We start from the raw sequence: 16,160 nt of genomic DNA on the forward strand, positions 1-16,160 counted from the left end.
CGTTCGGGGAAAGGTACCGGGTGGCCTGTGGGGATTCGTCCAGACCTCCCAGTCCGATCAGGTAGGCGGATCGTCGTCAGGGGGGTGGGGCGGTGAGCTGCTCGGTGATCTGGGCTTCGAGCGCGGCGATGCGCTTGTCGGCGAATCGCGCGTTGTCCCGGGCGGCGGCGAGGCGCTTGGTGAGGCGCTCCCGCTCGGCCGTCAGGGCCCTGACCTCGCGTTGCAGGGCGACGTTGGTGGTGGTGATGCGTACGACGTCGGCGTCGGTCCATTCGCCCTGCAGTGCGGTGATCTGGCCAAGGAGTTCGGCGATGCGTTCCCGCTGGTTGATGACCTCCGCGTTGGTGTTCTTGAGGGCCTCCTCGGTGTTGAGTGCGCGTTCTCGCCAGGACGCCTCGACCGCGTCGCGCTGGGCTTGATCGGTCTGCGCGCGCAGTCCGCGGGCCCGGAGGGTGGCCTCAGCGACAATCGTGCGGGCCTCGGTGTGTTCGTAGAGGAAGGTGCGCGAGACGTCCGCCTGCCGGGCGACCGCGGCCACGGTGACCAGACTGCCGCTCTTGGCGAGCTGGTCGACGACGCTCTTGATGCGGACGAGGCTGGCTTCGGTCTTCTGGCTGCGCGCCTGCAGAGCCTGGGCGGTGCGGTGCGATGAGGCGGTCATGCGGTTTCCTCGTACGAGTCGGTGCCGTCGGGGTCGATCGCGGCGAGGTCGCTGGCCTTGAAGGCGAGCGTCCACATGCGGTCGAAGTAGTCCTGGGGCCGGCGCAGGTCCAGGGCGAGCGCGTCGTCCAGCATGCCGAGGCCGGCCAGCGCCTTCTCCAGGCCGCCGATGGCGCGGGTGGTGGGCTCGAAGACGGTGTGGAGGTAGTCGGCGGTGCGGTCGTCCGGGGCGCGTTCGGCCAGCGAGGCCCACTGCTCGGCCTTGCGGCGCCAGTACAGGAGGTCGGCGCCGGACATCACGAACTTGTCGCAGTTGTGGCAGTCCAGGTCCCACGGGCAGGCGTCCCCTCGCACCACGGGCTGGTAGGTGCAGAATCCGCCCTCGGCCGGGGTGCTGCGGCGCGCGAGGTCGATCGCCATGGCCTGGGCCTCGGCCCGGGTCATGTGCTCGGACGGGGAGACGAGCAGCATGCCCGGCTCGGCGGAGCCGGGACCACTGACCCAGACCCGCTCGAGTGCGTCGTCGACCGCCGAGGAGGCGACCTTGGCGTAGTGCTCGGCCATCCGTACGGAGATCTGGCCGAGGTACTGCTTGATGTGGTGGAGGCCAGCGCCGTTCTTCAGCAGGTTCGTGGCGAGCGCATGCCTTGTGTCCGCAGAGGCCGTGTGCGGATGACCTTGTGTCGCGATTGAGCAGGCCAGGTGTCGAGGCCGCATTCGCGACGCAGATCGTCGGTCGTGTTGCTTTCCACGGGGTTTCCTGTGATGCGGATCACTTGCGGCTGGTGCTCGTGGTGCCGTGTTGTCAGTGGGTGCTGAGATCGTGCCTCCGTGAGCGAACTGGTTGAGCATGTCGATGAGCATGACCGCGTGTTGGGGATAGTCGAGCGAGACGAAGCGGTGCGCGAGAACTGGCCGCATCGCATTGCAACAACGATCTGCCGTGACCGCGAGGGGCGGATCTTGGTGCTGCGACGGGCCGAGACGATGTCCCGGTTCCCGGGCCACTACGACGTGATGGTCGGCGGCGCCGTGGACGTGGGCGAGTCGTATGAGGAGGCGGCGGTCCGCGAGCTGACTGAAGAGCTCGGCGTTCGCGTGCCGGTGCGCTTCCTGTTCAAGTTCCTCTGCAGGGAAGGGATTAGCCCCATATGGTTCGGGGTGCATGAGGCCCTCTTGTCGTCGGAGTCCCTGGTCCCAGACCCGGATGAGATCGGCTGGCTGGACTGGCTGACGTTGGACGAACTGCGCGACGTGATTGATCAATGGTGCTTCGTTCCGGGAGGGCGGGAAGCTCTGCGCCGATATCTGGAGTCCGGCAGCGGTGCGGGCGAAGTGGCAGCTGGGTGATCGGCGATGCGGGTGGTCTCGGTCCAGGGCGGGCATTTCAGCTGCAGGACCCGATCACCGTGGTTCGTGGTGCTGGAAGCCGCCTGACTTGGGTGGTTCCGCCGGAGGCTTCGCGGAGCCGGACGATCTCTTCGTGTTGCGCGGCGAGGCGAGCCAGGGACTGGGAGCGGAAGTCGGTGAGCTCGTCGATCGTCTCCTCAGACTGGGCAATCCGGGCTTTGAGCTTGGCGTTCTCTGCCTTGAGGCGGGCGATCTGGGCTTCGCGGGGGTCGGGGATTTCGCCGACATCTTGGAGGGCCTGCAGGCGCCGTTCGAACTCGACGCGGAGGTGAGAGTACGGGCGAGTGCCGTAGAACGCGGTGCGGTCGACGGCGGCCTCGTTGGCGAGGGTTTTGATGTCGCACTTTCCGCCGGGCGGGATCTCACCTCGAAGGAGCCGGTCCATGGTGGCCCTGATGCGGTTCTCGTTCTCGGTTCGCTGAGCTGCAGAGATTCTCATGCGGAGTCCTCGTTCATGGTGGTGCGGGCGGCGTCGATCTCGGTGACGACGCGGAGAGCCCGGTCGTAGTCGGCCTGGAGTCGGGTGCGTTCGGTCTTGCGTGTGGTGCCGAGCTGGCCGATGAACGTCTCGGTGCGGTCGGCGTGTTCGGCCCAGACGGGACGGTGGCAGGGGTGGTGTGTGGCCTGCGGGCAGCGGGCGGAGTCGCACATTCCGACCAGCGGTCGGTCGGCGGTGGGGGTGCCGGCGAGCTTCAGGCAGAGCGCCCGGGACGGGTCGGTGAACCAGCAGTAGTTCGCGGGTCCGAGGTGGAGGACCTTGGCTCGTTTGGTCAGCAGGTTGAGCACGTCGCGGTCACTGCGCTGCGTCTTCGGCGCCAACGCTGCTGCCGGGTCGAGCTTCTCGTCGATGCTGGCGAAGAACTCGGTGAGGCTCCGAGCTCCCGGGCCAGCTGGCAGAATTCCTTGCTGGTAGTTGCGGAACTCGGCCAGAACCAGATTCAGGTTGCGGTCGCTCTCGTGCTTGTTCACCTCGGCCAGCAGCTCGGCCTGTGCTCCGCCGGGGCGCGAGGCATACCCTTCCGTCGTGGCGACAACGACATGCTTTAGGTGGATCTTGGAGGCGAGCACGCCGCCGGGACGGTAGGCCAATTCCAGGGCCAAGGTCCTCCTCAGCATCCGGAGGTTGACCGGTCCGTTGGGGATCGGGGCAAGCCCAAGTCGTTGTCCGGCTTCGGAGTTGACCCAGTTCTTGAACCACTTGTAGCGGACGCCGAAGGCGAAGCGGCCGAAGAGCAAGGACCCGTCGTGCGGGTCGTCGTGCAGTTGCTCGGCGAATGAGATCGCGTGATAGACCGGTTCGATGACGACCCACTCATCGTCGGTGCCGCCCAGCGGTTGGCCTTTGACGACCTTGCTGGCGACGCGGTAGCGGGTCAGACCAGGGACGGACTCCTCGGGCGGGCGGCGGCAGCCGACCCGCAGTTCCATCAGCTCACTCGCTCTCATCCCGGAGACCGCGGCCAGAACGATGATCACGGCCGTGCGGACGATCCCGACCAGCGCGACGGCCTGGAACCGGTGCAGCGGCAGGGTCCAGGACAACGAGGACGCGCCGTCCGCCGTGGTGACCTCGGAAGCCTGACGGGCGAACATCTTCTCCACTCCCACCGAGGCGACCGCGGATTCCAACGGCCCGCGCAGAGCCGGGAACCATCTCGACCAGAACTGGCTGAACCCGGCCTGCCGGGCCAGGACTCCGGTGGCCACCGGCAACAGGGGATCGTCCGCGGACCAGCCATCGGCCCGTCGGTCATCGGCATAGTTCTCGGCCAGCATCGGCAGGGGTGTGCACGTTCGCGTGTACTCGGCCAGCAGCTTCACGATCTCATCAGCGAAGTCCGGACCGCCGTGTCGCAACCCGGCTGTCTTGCAGGAAATGCTGCTGTCGTTCTCCCGTACTTCCCGGTCCAATTTGACGGCGTGCGGGCCGAGCGCGGACACGACGTAGAGCGCGGCCGCGAGCAGGGGCTGCAGCACGCTGTCCTCGACCGGCGGGGTCTTGTTCTCGGTGCGGCCGCTGGGCATCTCGGCGACAGCTGAGGCTGTGGCCCCGCCCCAGGGCCGCAGGGCCCCAGGGACACGGTCAGCTGTGAACAAGTCGCCGTAGTTGACCAGGTCGACGACGACCTGTGCGGCGGCGCGTCGCGTTGCGGGGCTCTGTTCGCCGACAACCGTGCCGTTCTCGTCGAGCACGTAGCGGCGATGGGCCATGTATGCCTCGCAGATCTGCGTACTGATCTGCTGCAGACTCCCGATGGCCTGCTTGTCCAGCCAGGCAAAGAGCCTGGTGAGCTCGTCCAGCCGGCCCGCGCAGCTGCGCAGGTGCAGGGCCGTGCGATGAGCCCTGGGCAGTGGGGCGACGGCTGGATGACGCGGAGCGAACAGAGCCAGCACCAGTTCCTTGGCAACCAGGCGCCACCGAGTGTCGGTGATCGCGGTGAAGTTGAAACGGCGGGTGCAGAGGGCGAGTTGGACGGGCAGCCCGACGACGTCGGTGAAGTCCCAGGTGTCGTCCTCGAACAGCGGTCGCTGTGTGCCCTCGGGAAGAAGGAATCCGGCCTCGCGGCAGACATCAGCGCCGGCGAAGATCGCGGACCGGCCGTCGAAGGCGGCAGCAGTGGCAAGGGCAGTGGTCAAGCGGTCATCTCCTCGGGCCGCAGGGGCAGTTCATCGTCCTGGTCGGCGATATGGGCGGCGCCCGCGGCCAGGACGGTGGGGTCGAAGCGGTCCAGGACCTGCTGGATGCGTGCGGCGTAAGGGCCGAAGACGGCCATGAACTGGGCGGCGGGCATCTGCTGCCACTGTCGGGAGAAGAACGCCTTCAGCCGCAGCAGGTTGACCGCATGCCGAGGGGCGAACACCGCCAGCGGGCAGAGCAGACAGACCCAGGGCCGGGCCGGACAGGGCTTTCCCTTGGGACCGTGCAGCCCGGACAGCTGGTCACCGCAGGCAGCCGTGAACACGTCTCGCTGGCCGCCGACCAGCTCGGCGATCGCCACATCGTCCAGGTCCATGGCCGCCACCAGCTGCGGATAGCCCCCGGCCAACGCGGCCGCGTCCTCCTCGGTAATCACCGTCGGCGGGTGGGCCCGCCGGAGCATGTCGTGCTGGGCGTCCTCGACGACCGTCTCGATGGCCTGCTGCTGGGCCGGTGTCGCGGCCGTCAGGTAGTGATCACCTTCGACGGCCGGTGTGTGGTTCGGGTCGATGGTCGCCCGCGAGCTGCCTGTCCAGGTGCTCTTGTCCCGCATTGCTTCGTGGGTGGTGCGGATCCGCGACCGGTGGATCTTGAGGGGCTGGCCGTCGTTCCCGACGACTCCATGGCGAAGGGCCCATCGCTGAACTGCGACCCGGTCGATCCTGCGGACGCGGCGTGAACCGCCGGCCCGGCTCACTCCCACCCACAGTTTGCGGCGTTCTTCCGGCGGCAGGAAGGTCCGCAGCAGTGCCGACTGCGCGAGCCACTGTTCCAGCACGCGAACCGCCCGGCGGGGCAGGTTCAGGCTCTCCGCCGTGGTGCGGCGCTTGATGTAGGAGAGCAGGACCGTCGAGTCACCGGCCCAGTCGATGTCCTCGGTGACCAGGTCGTCGATGCCGTCGGGGACGATGCCGGAGTAGATGCCGAACAGCAGCCGGTAGGCGATCAGCGCGTCCAGGTGCGGGAAGACGGCCCGGGTCGCGTCGTGGAAGCCGCCGCGGTTGTGGACCACTGCCGCCGAGACGTCCAGGTGCTGGCCGAAATCGCTGATGCTGACGGGCCCGACCCGGGTCAGCAGCCAGCGCAGATTGCCCGGCTTCCAGCCACCTTCGAGGGGGTGCTGTCCGTCGGCGGCATCGGCGAGGGCTCGTCGGTGGGCGGCGTACGAATCGTCGACCAGGGTGCGGCAGACCTCGGTCAGCCGCTGCCATTCCTCCTCTGCGTAGGGCGGCAGCGCCTGGCGGTTGGGCTGGATGTTGAAGTGACGCCCGGAGGCGAGTTCCAGTACTCCCTCTCCGAGGGTGCCGCCGCTTTGGGTAAAGCCCTCCACCAGGCTGCGGGTCAGGGCCTCCAGCCTGGTCGGACTGGCCATCCAGAACTCGGCCAGCTGGCCCCGCCGTAGCTGAGCGGCTCCACCAGCGAAGCCCTGCGCGGCCAGAGTGCGGACCATGTTCCGCAGAGCCTGGATATAGAAGTTGACCGTGCCGTCCGAGTCCGCGGTGCCGTGCGGATGGATCAGGTCCACGAGGCCGGTGGCCAGGTCCCGGGCCAAGACCGGGTTCGGCAGCCCGTCCAGGCTGTAATCGGCCCGGCGGCCGTCACTGAACACGCAGGTGAGGCCGAGGGGTTCGTCGACGAGCATGGTCGGCATCAGAGGTCACCGTCCTCGATCTCGTCGGCGAACTCGGCCACAGCTTCCCGCTCGGCCGCCGCATCCTCGGTCAGCCCGGCAGCGGCTCCGGCCCCCTCGTATGCCTCGCGGTAGATGCGCGTCGTATCCAGGCGGCGAAGGTACTTTTCCGTGGTTAGGACGGTGGTATGTCCAAGAAGATCACGAAGCACCAGCAGCGGGTCCGCCTTGCTCAAGTAGAAGACCAGAGCGGCGTCGGCGTCGGTGTCCCGGACGAGTTTCGCGGCCTGCCGGTAGTGCCCGGTGACCAGGTATTCCAAGGTCCTCATCGAGAAGGTGTGGCGACATCGGTGGGGCCAGACGTGCGGGAAACGGGGCTCGAAGCGGGCCCGGATCCGGTCGGATGTGCGCTCGAAGACGGTGGACCAGGCGGTGAACGGGCCGCCGCCGTTCTTCACCGCCAGCAGGCACGAACCGCCCTCCGGGGCGACCAGGCGCCGTCGCTCGGACGGAGTCAGCGAATCCCACGGGCGCCGGATCCCGTTGATCAGCCCTCCCCGGGCGTCGGGCTGGGTGACCATCAGCGGATCGCCCCATCGCCGTGGCGGCTGCCAGCGTGAGCCGTCCGTCGTGGCGGCGCGGTCCAGGTCGAGATAGTCGTGCAGTCCGGCCAGGGCCTCGTAAGAGGTCCACGTGGTGCGGAACTTCTTGCCCTTGGTGATTCCGGCCGGCACCGGAAACGGGATGGGGACCGCGGTCGGCTCCGGCGGCAGAGCGGGGATCTCCCAGGGCAGCAGGTAGGTGAACTCCTGCAGCCGCATCCCGGTGGCTAGCGCGTGATCCCCGACCGCTGCGTTGCGGGTCAGTTCCCGTCCGTGGAATCCGGTGTCCTGCGAACCGTCCGGGGCCAGCCCCCGCAGCCCCTTGCGGAACAGCTCGGTGAAGTCCGGCTCCAGGTACTTGATCGTCACGTGTGGCTTCGGGGTGCGGCGGACCGCCAGATTCACCTTCACCTCCCGTCCGGTCCCGGCGAACAGAGCCCGCGCGGCGCGGTAGGTAAACGGCTCGTCTGGCGCGTACTCCTCATGTATCGCCCACCGGTAGAACAGCGCCAGGATGCTCATGTGCTGGCCCCACGTCGTCGCCACGAACCGGGCCTTCAACGGACCGGCGGCGCGGTGTTCGGCGTACCGGCTCAACGCGGCCTTCAGCCGTACTCGCGAGTCGAACAGCTCCACCCCGTGCTCGGCCAGAAACTCCATCCATTCCTTGACCACGCGTGCGTAGTTCTCCCACGAGCTCGGCGCGGGCGCCCCGCTGGTCGGGAGCTCACGCAGCCACCGGTTCACCACCACTGTCGGACGCGGCGCAGCCGGGCCGTCCTCGAAGCACAGATCGTCGTCGACGAGCACGGGCATCCCCTCGGAGATCAACGGCCGATGCTCGACATCCCAGGACTGCCAGCCCCGGGACGAAAAGAAGTTCAGGATCATGAGAGCCGACAGTAGAAACACCACACGGCTCAGTGCAAAGCCCAAACCCCCAGGCCATCACCCCAGTTGGAGCCAATCGCCACACGGAAACTAAGCAGAGACAATGTGGCGGGCCTGGTGCGGTACCCAGGCGCCGATATCCAGCGCCTCCAGCCAGTCGCGGAAGGCGTCACCGAAGATGCTGTAGGTGATCGCGACCGTGCCGTCCGGGTTCTTCTGGGGCGACGGGAAGAGAGCCAGTCCCGTTCGCTCTCTCGGCCCGGGACTGCGGCCGTAGAGGTCCTCGAAGCGTTCGATGGTGATCTGTTTGCGCTGCTCCAGTCGTTCGTAGAGGCGTTGTGGGATGCGGATGGCCTCGTCGAGGTTGCCCACCTTCGTCTGGTCGTGCCAGAGGAAGGGGACCCTGCGGTGGATCGAGGTGCACTCCAGCCGCAGCTCGGTGACCTCCGAGGCCCGGCGGCCGGTGAACACCAGCGTCTCCCAGATATCGCGGTAGCCCATGTCGTTCGGGTCGAAGCGGTCGGACAGCAGCTGCAGGTTCGTCTCGTCGGCCAGCGCCCGGGCCACCGGGTCGGGGAAGGGACTGCGGGTGCGCTCGGAACGACGAGCGGTCGGCAGGGCGATGATGAACTCACGGGACAGACCGATGCGTTCAGCCTCTCCGGTCTCCAGCGCGTCGCGCAGAATCGAGCGGGCCTGGTTGAAGACCTGGCGGTGGGTGTAGCCGGTGACCTTCATCGGCCGTCCGTCACGTCTGATCGCCAACGACGGCAGGCCCTCACGCGCCCGCTTGTTGTGATCGGCGACGAAGCGCCGCATGTGATCCGCGGTGAGCACCGTCGGATCGTGGCCGCCTCCGGGCGCGACAGCGGTCAAGAACACACCGAGCTCGACGCACGCCTTGCGCCCGCACTCGATGTGCTGCGGGCTTCGCGGTGCCTGCGGAGAGCGCAGGCGGCGAGCCACACGGTCCCAGAGCAGATCACGCAGCCACCGCTGCGGCACGTCGGTGAAGTCGAAGTGGCTGGAGCGGCGCTTGTAGCGGATGCCGTAGTGCTCGGTCTCCAGGAAGCCGGCCTCCTTGGCCTCCTGCTCAGTGACGTAGACGATCCGCAACTCGTCCGCGGTCTCCCTGAGGATCCTGCGTTCGCGCTCGGCGAGCGCCGCCGGATCGGACAGCAAGTCGAGCACGGAGTTCACGCCGCGCAGGCGGGCCAGGTTCGCCACCGCCTGGATGTGCCACAGCGGCCAGGCCGAGCGCTGAGCCTTCTGGGCATGGGCCAGCAGCCCGAAGCGGATCTCGGCCTGGACCAGCGGCGCAAGGCCCAGAAGATTGACGGTGCCGGCGCGCGAGGCGGGGCGGGCGGTGCGGCACCAGTGCCGGAAGGCATCAGGGGCGGTGCAGGTGATCTCGACGGGCTCGCGCCCAACGACCCGGTCACCGCCCCACCCCGCTGGCCGCTGGGCTCCACCGGGCCGCCCGTCATTGCGATAGCGCTCATCATGGACGTAGCACAGCCGCAGGGGACTGTCCGCCCGGCCGACGCAGCCCGCCACCAGGCAGTCGCCGTAACCGGGCAGGGCCTCGGTCTGCAGCGCGACGAACTCGTCGTAGGTGAGATCCCGCTTCCTGAACAGGACCTTGTTCCACCGGCTGAAGTGGGTCAGGCACAGCCGCAGCCCGAGATGGCGGGACGGGCGCTCAGGGCAGAACCGGCAGTCCGGCGGCTCCATGAGCCGAAGGTCGAGGACCTTGGGCTGGGCCGTGCGCAGGAACTCCCGCCGCGTGGCGCCGGGTTGTTGCTTCGCGGTGCGCCAATCCGCCCGGTGCAGATGGCACAGGTCGACGGTGTTGGTGCGGGCGGCCCGGCAGCCGTTGACCCGGCAGAACCAGCCGTAGACCGGGTGATCGCCGGGCCAGTGCAACACGGACTCGCGATAGACCGGCTCGACGCCCGGCGCCGCCAGAAGGGCCGTCAGGATCTCCAGCCGATCACGTCGCTCACGAGCCGACGCGTTGACCAGCAGCTGAATAGGGGCGCGTGTCGCTTCGCTCACCGCAGCTCACCCCACGTCGCAAGGAGGGCGTCATGGAACACCGGGTCGTTCACATCGACGTGCGCGTAGATCTCATCGACGACCTCGGTCGAGGCCCACCCGCCGGCATCGCGGACGATGGCCAAGTTCCCGTCGGCGGCCTCCAGGACCGCGCTGGCCCAGGTGTGCCGGAACATGTGCGGCTTGATCAGTCCCAGTCCCGCCCGGCGGCCGGCCCGCCTGAGCATCTTGCGGGCCCCCTCCGGGGCCCACGGCAGACCACGCCCGGGACCGTGCTGCTGAACGAGCAGCATGCCGTGCGAGGCGCCGCGCGGGTACTCCAGAGTCAGGTAGTCGAAGTACGCGTGGACCATGGCCGGGCTGACCCTCTTGATCAGCCCGCCGTGGATCACTCCGTCACGAAGTTCCCACTCCCACTTCGTCTTGGCCCGGGCCCCATTGACCAGCCCGTCCCGATGGCAGACGTGGGCGTGCGGACCACGGCACTCCCCGCACGCGGCCTCCTCCCGAAGGTGCAGGTCGCACAAGTGAAGGCCGCACATCTCACCCGCACGGAACCCGCCGTCGCTCAGCCACTCCACCACCAGCCGATCCCGCAAGGAGTTGACCTCATCCAGCAACACCGCCCGAGCGCCGTCCGGCAGCATCTTCTTGTGCCGACGCCGCACCGACTTCGGCGCCAGCGGATTCGCCTGCATGCTCCGCTGCAGATGACCGAGCAGCGACCGGTCCCGATCCCGTTGGGTCGGCATCCGGTGCAGCTTCAACGACGCCACCAGCTCGGTGTTGACGCCCAACTCGGCCTGCTTCAGATAGAAGCCCTTCAGGCACGCCGCGGCACCGCGCAGAGCGTCGTTGCCGTACGGCCGCTTCCCCACCCGCCACGGCCGGCCGTACGGCCCGGCGACCTTCGCTCCGATCGCGCCCATGTACCGCTCAAGGTCACCGAACCCGACGTCCTCCGGCGTCAGCCCCTCGTGCTCCAGCCACCGAAGGTGATCGACGAGCAGATAGGCGTACGTCCGATCCGACCCCGAACAAGCATATCCACCCAAGTACCGCTCCGCCCCGCCATGCACTCCTCGCACCGAGTCGAAGATCGTGTACGCCACACGACCATCGCCGTACCGCACCGACTGCACCCTGAGCTGCCCAACCGACAGCGTCCGCACCACAGTTCCTCCGAGCCGACCCGTCCACCGACATGGCGAACATCACGGCAGCGGTCGGCAAACGAGCACGTGACGTACGCGGTCACTGGCTCGACGAACATCCCGAACAGCCCTCACCCCAGCCGGAAAACGGACGGCACGACCTCGCTGTGGCGGTGCCCGACACCGCCCGGCCGGCACGCGGCCGGAGACGTGTGGACCTACTGGACGAGGCCCGAGGACACCATCCCGATCGGGCCGACCACGATCCTGGCGCGTACCGATCTCGTACGCGCAGCCCCGATGGGCGGGCTCGTCCAGGGCGAGGACTACATGGCGGCGATCGGCGTCACCTGCCTCGCGCCGGGCATCCTGCTGCCCGTCCCGGTCTACCGCTACCGCAAACACCCAGGTCAGATGACCCGCCAGGACGGCTATGACGTCCTGGAGCCGGGGGCTCGGCGGCATGCGTGGAACTACGGACGCAGCCTGCGAGCCACCCTCTCTGGCCGGGAAACGAGCGATGCAGCCGGGGTGGTCTGATGTCTTCCTCCGTGACCCCGGCCACGCTCGATTACCTGGCCCAGCGTCTGGACGAACTGGCCGCGCAGTTCCCCACCAGCCCGGACGCTGTCGACCTGGTCACGCTTACCGATGACATCGGCACACTGGGCCACCACCTGCAGCACGCCATCGAACGCGCACAGGAACGGTTCACCGCGCCGGAGACGGTCTATCCGCCCGAACGCGTCGCCCTGGTCCGGCTCGCCAGGGCCGCCGCCGGTATCGCGCGAGCTCTGGACACACTCGCCGAGGCCCTGACCTATGCCACGACCGGCTTCCAGCGCGAGGCCGTGGAGGACCTCGCCCACTCGCCTCTGCGCAACGACCCCGAGGTCCTGCGGATCATGACGGCCGAGAAGTACGTCGCGGCCCGCGCCCGCCTGCGCCACACCGCCGCTGCCCTGCGCACGGCATCCACACCGGCTGGGTCATCCACGCCTCGAACGACCGGGCTACAGACCCAGCCTGCTGCTGGCCCGCAGCCACGGCAGCCGAACCGCCACTGAGCCTGTCGAAGGACCCCCGAGATGCCCCCGAACCCTCCTGCCGAGATCCGGCTTGCCTACAGCCGTGCCGCCGGTCTGGTCGCCATCGCCCACGGCGAGCAGTACCGGTGGGCCAACACTGCCTTGGAACAGGCCGGATTCACCAAACGGGACGACGGAAGCTACAGCACGCCCGGCCCCGACGTCCGCGCTGCCGCCGCGAAGCTGCTGCCCCTCGCCCAGCGCCACCACGCCACCGTGGGTGTCAGCCCCCGTCCGTTCCTCGGCGACATCGCCGACCGAATCGCCGCGCGGCTGCCCGGGACGTGGACCGCGCAGGTCGAGATCTACGCCCATCCCGTCTGGCAGGGCGATCTGCTGCCCTGGTTGTGGGACGGCGGTGAACTCGTTCGGACCGTGGAGGACCAGCGGGTGCCATACGCGGCGACCCTCACCAGTGACACCAGCGTCGAACTGCTGCTCGCGGAACGGGGCGAGGATCCCCAACTCGGCTATCTGGCGCTCGCCTCCCCCCAGGAGTTCGACGACAGCTACGACAACCCCTACGCACCGACCAACATCGTGCTCCCCTCCCAGCCGGACCTGGCGGTCGAGGCCATCACGGATGCGTTCCTGCCTGCCTACCACCGGGCCCTGCACGCACGGCGTCTGGACGCCGTGATCACGGCACTTGACGAACTGCGCGCCGAGTACGACGAGGTGACGGCGATCTGGGTATCCGGCCGCTCCAGCGACGGCACCCTCCTCGACGGCCACGGACTGAGGGAGGCGAACAGGACCTTCGCCGAGCGCGCCTGGCGCACCTTCCAGCCTGTCCTCACTCACGCCCCCGGCCTGCTGAAACAGTGCGGTGTCACGGTCACCGGACGTTCCGCCGACGCCGACATCGTGGCCCAGCTGAGCGAGACGCTTGCCGCCAGCCAGGCAGCACTCGACGCCTGGCGGCTCCGACACCACCCCGGCTCGGCCCAGCCCTGGCGCCTGGTGCCGCCGGCCGAAGTACGCACCCGGCTCGGCCTGCAGGCGGTGCCCGCCATCGAGACCTGGCTCGCCGGGCGCGGCGCGTTCGTGCGCATCGCGCGCTCGGCCGAGCCCAGCGGCCCCGCCCGGCCGCCCGTCGGCGGGGAGCGTTCCCTGCGCCCAGCCCGCCGTACCACGCCCCTCACATCCACCGGCCCCTCGCCGCTGACCAGCAGAAAGGATCCCTCTCTGTCCGACCACTTCCGCTTCCGCCACCATCCCGAACACGGCTTCGTCGCCACCGCCGCTCCGAGCTTCACGCCCCACCTGGCCGAATGGTTCCTCGTCCGCGAGCAGTTCGAGCCCGTCCCCTTCTCGCCGGGCCTGTACCGGCTCACCGAGCCCAACCGCGACGGGCTGCGCCGCACCCTCCAAGCCGTCCACGACCTGCGCAACCTCGGCTACCGCGTGCGGGACGACAGCGCACTCGATCCCGCCCACGCATCAGCTCCACCCCGGCCGACGGCCAGCAACGACCTGGCCGAACGGCGCTCCCGCATCGCACGGGCCGCCGCCGTACGCCCCTCCCGGATCACAGCCCTGGCCAACGCCACACCGTCGGCGCCGCCTGCCGCCGCCGGTAAAGCCCCAACTGCCGGTCAAGGACGGAGCCGGTGAACCTGACCAGCGAGCCGATCCGCATCACCCGCGGCGAAGGCGGCGAGGTCGAAGTCGAAGGACCGTACGACGAGTTCGCCGCACGCATCCTGGCCCGCGCCGGATTCATGACCTTTCCGACGCTGCGCGGGCAGTGGGTCCGGCTGCCCTTCGACCTCGGCCGCGCCTGGGAGAACGAACACGCCAGCTGGGCGGCCGACATGCTCACCGCCGCCCGCTACCACGTCGACCTCGACCCGGACCTGCGACCCGGCCCGCCCGACGGATCCACGCCGCCGACGACCCGCCGTACGAAGGCCGCGATGACCGCTCAGCCCGCACCGCCCGGTAGCGCCCGGCGCCCTCGCCGCTGATCCCGTGAATGGAAACACGTCTCCTCAATTGACCACGACTGATCATGCGGCGGGCCAGGCCCCGGCCGCCGCCTCGACTTCCTATCGCGCTGTGCTGGGCAGTCGGCATGTCGCCCGGCTGCTTGGCGGCACTCTCATCGGACGCATGCCCAACGGCATGGCGCCCGTGGCCATCGTGCTCCTGATCACCTCCCAAGGTGCCTCCCTTGCCTCCGCCGGACTGCTGAGCGCCCTGTACGGGCTGGCTGGCGCACTCTCCCAGCCGGTCAAAGGCCGCCTGATGGACCGTCATGGCCAGATGCCGGTGTCCGCACCCGGCGCAGTCATCAACTCCGGCTGTCTGCTGCTCCTGCTGGTCGGAGACGATCCGACCCTCGCGCTAGCCGCGGTCGTGCTCGCGGGCCTGTCCTCCCCTCCCCTGGAGGCAGGACTGCGGGCCCTGTGGCCCACCGTCCTGCCCGACGCCCATCGGCGCCGGGTCGCCCTCGCGCTCGACACCGGCTCCCAGGGCCTGCTCTACATCGCCGGCCCGCTCCTGGTCGCCGCGCTCGCCACCGCCTACGGTCCCCGCGCCGCGATCCTCGCGACCGTCGTACTCGGCCTCCTGGGCACGACCGTGGTGCTCACCGCGCCCCCGTCCCGCACCTGGCGCCCGCAGCACACCGCTGGCTCCGCCGCGGCCAGGCTGCACGGCACGCCCCTGTCGCTAATCTTCCTGGCCCATGCCGGCTTCGGAATCGCCCTCGGCGTCATGAACGTCTGGGCGGTGGCCATGGCCGAACTGCACGACATGGATCTGCTGTCCGGACTGATCCCCGCCGCCTTCGCCACCGGCAGCTTCCTCGGCGGCCTCGTCTACGCCCGCCGAGCCTGGCCGGGCTCGCCCATCGTCCAGCTGCTGTCGGCCGCGGCCGGATTCTGCGCCGGGTGGCTGCCACTGCTCGCCCTTCCCGGCCCTCACATGGCGACCGTCGTGGTCACCGTGCCGGGCATGTTCCTCACTGTGGTGATCGCCTGCGGCTTCACGACCGCGGACGCCCTCGTGCCAACTCAGCGGAGAACCGAAGCGTACGCATGGCTGATCGCCTCGGTCGGCGTCGGCCAGGCCGCCGGCACCGCTCTGGCCGGGGCCCTCGCCACCCACCGCCTCACAGCCGCGGCCCTGCCCGCGGCCGGAGCAGCCCTCGCCCTGACGGTCCTCGCCGCCGCCCGCCACCGCATCACCGCCCGTGGTGGCCACTGAACCCACCGCCGTCGTCCCACCCGTCTGTTGTCCACCCAGCGACAGCGGCACGACGCGCGGGCCCCGAATGGGGCGACTGCCGCTGGCCCGAGTCCGACACACCCACCTCCCCGTGGATGTCGCCGCCGCCCCGCTTCCCATCCCTCACCTCTGAAAGGTCCTTCCGCCTTGCCCCACCCGTCTTCGTCCGTCTGGGACCACCACATCGAGGACTGTGCGGTCTGCACCTCACCCGACCGCGACGAGCCGGCCCTGCTGCGCTGCGCCGTCCTCACGGTCTTGCAACACGGCGTCTTCATGGCCGAGGACGACATCCCGCTGCCCGAGATCCTCAGCGACGGCGGCCACTACCTGCGCGGCCTGGCTTCGTCCCTGGGCGGCGACGAGACCACCCCGGTGCCCAAGACCGAGCACTGGCCCTGGGTCGACGCCGAACTGCGCCTGGCCGTAGCCCGCGCCGCAGGTCTGGACGCCGTCAGCACCCTCGACACCCGTATCGACGGCGCCCTGGCCACCGCTGCCCGCAGGACCCCGCGGCGCCAGGCGGACCTCATCGAACGCGCCGCCGAGCAGTTCGCCCAGCAGCACGCACCAGCCTCCCGCACCCCCTGACCCCGCCGGCGCCCGCGCCGCCCCCACACAAAGGAGAATCCCCGCCCATGGCCATTGTTGGTACACCCGGCTATCAGAACGTGCGGAAAGGCGAGTCAGGTAGCTGCGGGGCGGTGAGGCCCGCCCTGGAGCATGTCGGCAGTC

14 protein-coding genes and 1 pseudogene are annotated in these 16,160 nt (G+C 69.2%); 7 read left to right on the top strand and 8 right to left on the bottom strand.

Annotated elements, in window-relative coordinates; genetic code table 11:
• Positions 1-76: 76 nt before the first annotated feature.
• On the bottom strand, positions 77-661 hold the full coding sequence (locus tag SGFS_RS10090; RefSeq protein WP_286249461.1) for a DUF6262 family protein: 585 nt from the start codon (positions 659-661) through the stop codon (positions 77-79).
• Positions 658-1,377 carry a site-specific integrase gene (locus SGFS_RS10095; RefSeq protein ID WP_286249462.1) on the bottom strand — a complete coding sequence of 240 codons (720 nt, stop codon included), beginning with the start codon at positions 1,375-1,377 and terminating at the stop codon, positions 658-660. The genes SGFS_RS10090 and SGFS_RS10095 overlap by 4 nt, the downstream gene beginning before the upstream one ends.
• 114 nt (positions 1,378-1,491) lie before the next feature.
• Here SGFS_RS10095 and SGFS_RS10100 point away from each other — a divergent pair, with 114 nt between their 5' ends.
• Positions 1,492-2,010 (top strand): NUDIX hydrolase, encoded by a 519-nt coding sequence (locus SGFS_RS10100; protein WP_286249463.1) that lies wholly within the window; start codon positions 1,492-1,494, stop codon positions 2,008-2,010.
• Positions 2,011-2,047: 37 nt separating this feature from the next.
• Here SGFS_RS10100 and SGFS_RS10105 read toward each other — a convergent pair whose 3' ends face one another.
• The 6 genes from SGFS_RS10105 to SGFS_RS10130 form a co-directional block, all read right to left on the bottom strand.
• On the bottom strand, positions 2,048-2,455 hold the full coding sequence (locus SGFS_RS10105) for a hypothetical protein (protein ID WP_350283991.1): 408 nt from the start codon (positions 2,453-2,455) through the stop codon (positions 2,048-2,050).
• 50 nt (positions 2,456-2,505) lie between these two features.
• On the bottom strand, positions 2,506-4,707 hold the full coding sequence (locus SGFS_RS10110; RefSeq protein ID WP_286249465.1) for a site-specific integrase: 2,202 nt from the start codon (positions 4,705-4,707) through the stop codon (positions 2,506-2,508).
• A complete protein-coding gene (locus SGFS_RS10115; protein WP_286249466.1) occupies positions 4,704-6,419 on the bottom strand; it encodes a hypothetical protein in 1,716 nt (571 codons plus the stop codon). The genes SGFS_RS10110 and SGFS_RS10115 overlap by 4 nt, the downstream gene beginning before the upstream one ends.
• Entirely contained in the window at positions 6,419-7,891 is a 1,473-nt protein-coding gene (locus SGFS_RS10120) for a site-specific integrase (RefSeq protein ID WP_286249467.1), read from the bottom strand. The genes SGFS_RS10115 and SGFS_RS10120 overlap by 1 nt, the downstream gene beginning before the upstream one ends.
• Before the next feature lie 90 nt (positions 7,892-7,981).
• Positions 7,982-9,949: a site-specific integrase gene (locus SGFS_RS10125; RefSeq protein WP_286249468.1), complete on the bottom strand. Its 1,968-nt coding sequence runs from the start codon at positions 9,947-9,949 to the stop codon at positions 7,982-7,984.
• Positions 9,946-11,121 (bottom strand): tyrosine-type recombinase/integrase, encoded by a 1,176-nt coding sequence (locus SGFS_RS10130; protein ID WP_286249469.1) that lies wholly within the window; start codon positions 11,119-11,121, stop codon positions 9,946-9,948. Before SGFS_RS10130 ends, SGFS_RS10125 begins: the two co-directional genes overlap by 4 nt.
• 132 nt (positions 11,122-11,253) lie before the next feature.
• Between SGFS_RS10130 and SGFS_RS10135 the strand changes: the two are divergent.
• The 6 genes and pseudogenes from SGFS_RS10135 to SGFS_RS10160 all read left to right on the top strand — a co-directional run.
• A pseudogene (locus SGFS_RS10135) lies at positions 11,254-11,643 on the top strand (glycosyltransferase); the annotation flags it as partial.
• Positions 11,643-12,170 carry a hypothetical protein gene (locus SGFS_RS10140; protein ID WP_286249470.1) on the top strand — a complete coding sequence of 176 codons (528 nt, stop codon included), beginning with the start codon at positions 11,643-11,645 and terminating at the stop codon, positions 12,168-12,170. The pseudogene SGFS_RS10135 and the gene SGFS_RS10140, both read left to right, overlap by 1 nt.
• Before the next feature lie 21 nt (positions 12,171-12,191).
• Complete coding sequence (locus tag SGFS_RS10145) at positions 12,192-13,808, top strand: hypothetical protein (protein WP_286249471.1); 1,617 nt, start codon at positions 12,192-12,194, stop codon at positions 13,806-13,808.
• On the top strand, positions 13,805-14,161 hold the full coding sequence (locus SGFS_RS10150) for a hypothetical protein (RefSeq protein WP_286249472.1): 357 nt from the start codon (positions 13,805-13,807) through the stop codon (positions 14,159-14,161). The genes SGFS_RS10145 and SGFS_RS10150 overlap by 4 nt, the downstream gene beginning before the upstream one ends.
• A 28-nt stretch (positions 14,162-14,189) precedes the next feature.
• Positions 14,190-15,404 (top strand): MFS transporter, encoded by a 1,215-nt coding sequence (locus tag SGFS_RS10155; RefSeq protein ID WP_286249473.1) that lies wholly within the window; start codon positions 14,190-14,192, stop codon positions 15,402-15,404.
• Between the two features lie 168 nt (positions 15,405-15,572).
• A complete protein-coding gene (locus tag SGFS_RS10160; protein WP_286249474.1) occupies positions 15,573-16,016 on the top strand; it encodes a hypothetical protein in 444 nt (147 codons plus the stop codon).
• The last annotated feature ends 144 nt before the right edge of the window (positions 16,017-16,160 follow it).

The organism is Streptomyces graminofaciens (assembly GCF_030294945.1).
GTDB lineage: Bacteria > Actinomycetota > Actinomycetes > Streptomycetales > Streptomycetaceae > Streptomyces > Streptomyces graminofaciens.

Bases quoted from the DNA above. Each gene is read 5' to 3' on its own strand.
- SGFS_RS10105 (WP_350283991.1), bottom strand. From the start codon at position 2,455: ATGGACCGGCTCCTTCGAGGTGAGATCCCGCCCGGCGGAAAGTGCGAC.
- SGFS_RS10140 (WP_286249470.1), top strand. From the start codon at position 11,643: ATGTCTTCCTCCGTGACCCCGGCCACGCTCGATTACCTGGCCCAGCGT.
- SGFS_RS10090 (WP_286249461.1), bottom strand. From the start codon at position 661: ATGACCGCCTCATCGCACCGCACCGCCCAGGCTCTGCAGGCGCGCAGC.
- SGFS_RS10120 (WP_286249467.1), bottom strand. From the start codon at position 7,891: ATGATCCTGAACTTCTTTTCGTCCCGGGGCTGGCAGTCCTGGGATGTC.
- SGFS_RS10115 (WP_286249466.1), bottom strand. From the start codon at position 6,419: ATGCCGACCATGCTCGTCGACGAACCCCTCGGCCTCACCTGCGTGTTC.
- SGFS_RS10095 (WP_286249462.1), bottom strand. From the start codon at position 1,377: ATGCGGCCTCGACACCTGGCCTGCTCAATCGCGACACAAGGTCATCCG.
- SGFS_RS10145 (WP_286249471.1), top strand. From the start codon at position 12,192: ATGCCCCCGAACCCTCCTGCCGAGATCCGGCTTGCCTACAGCCGTGCC.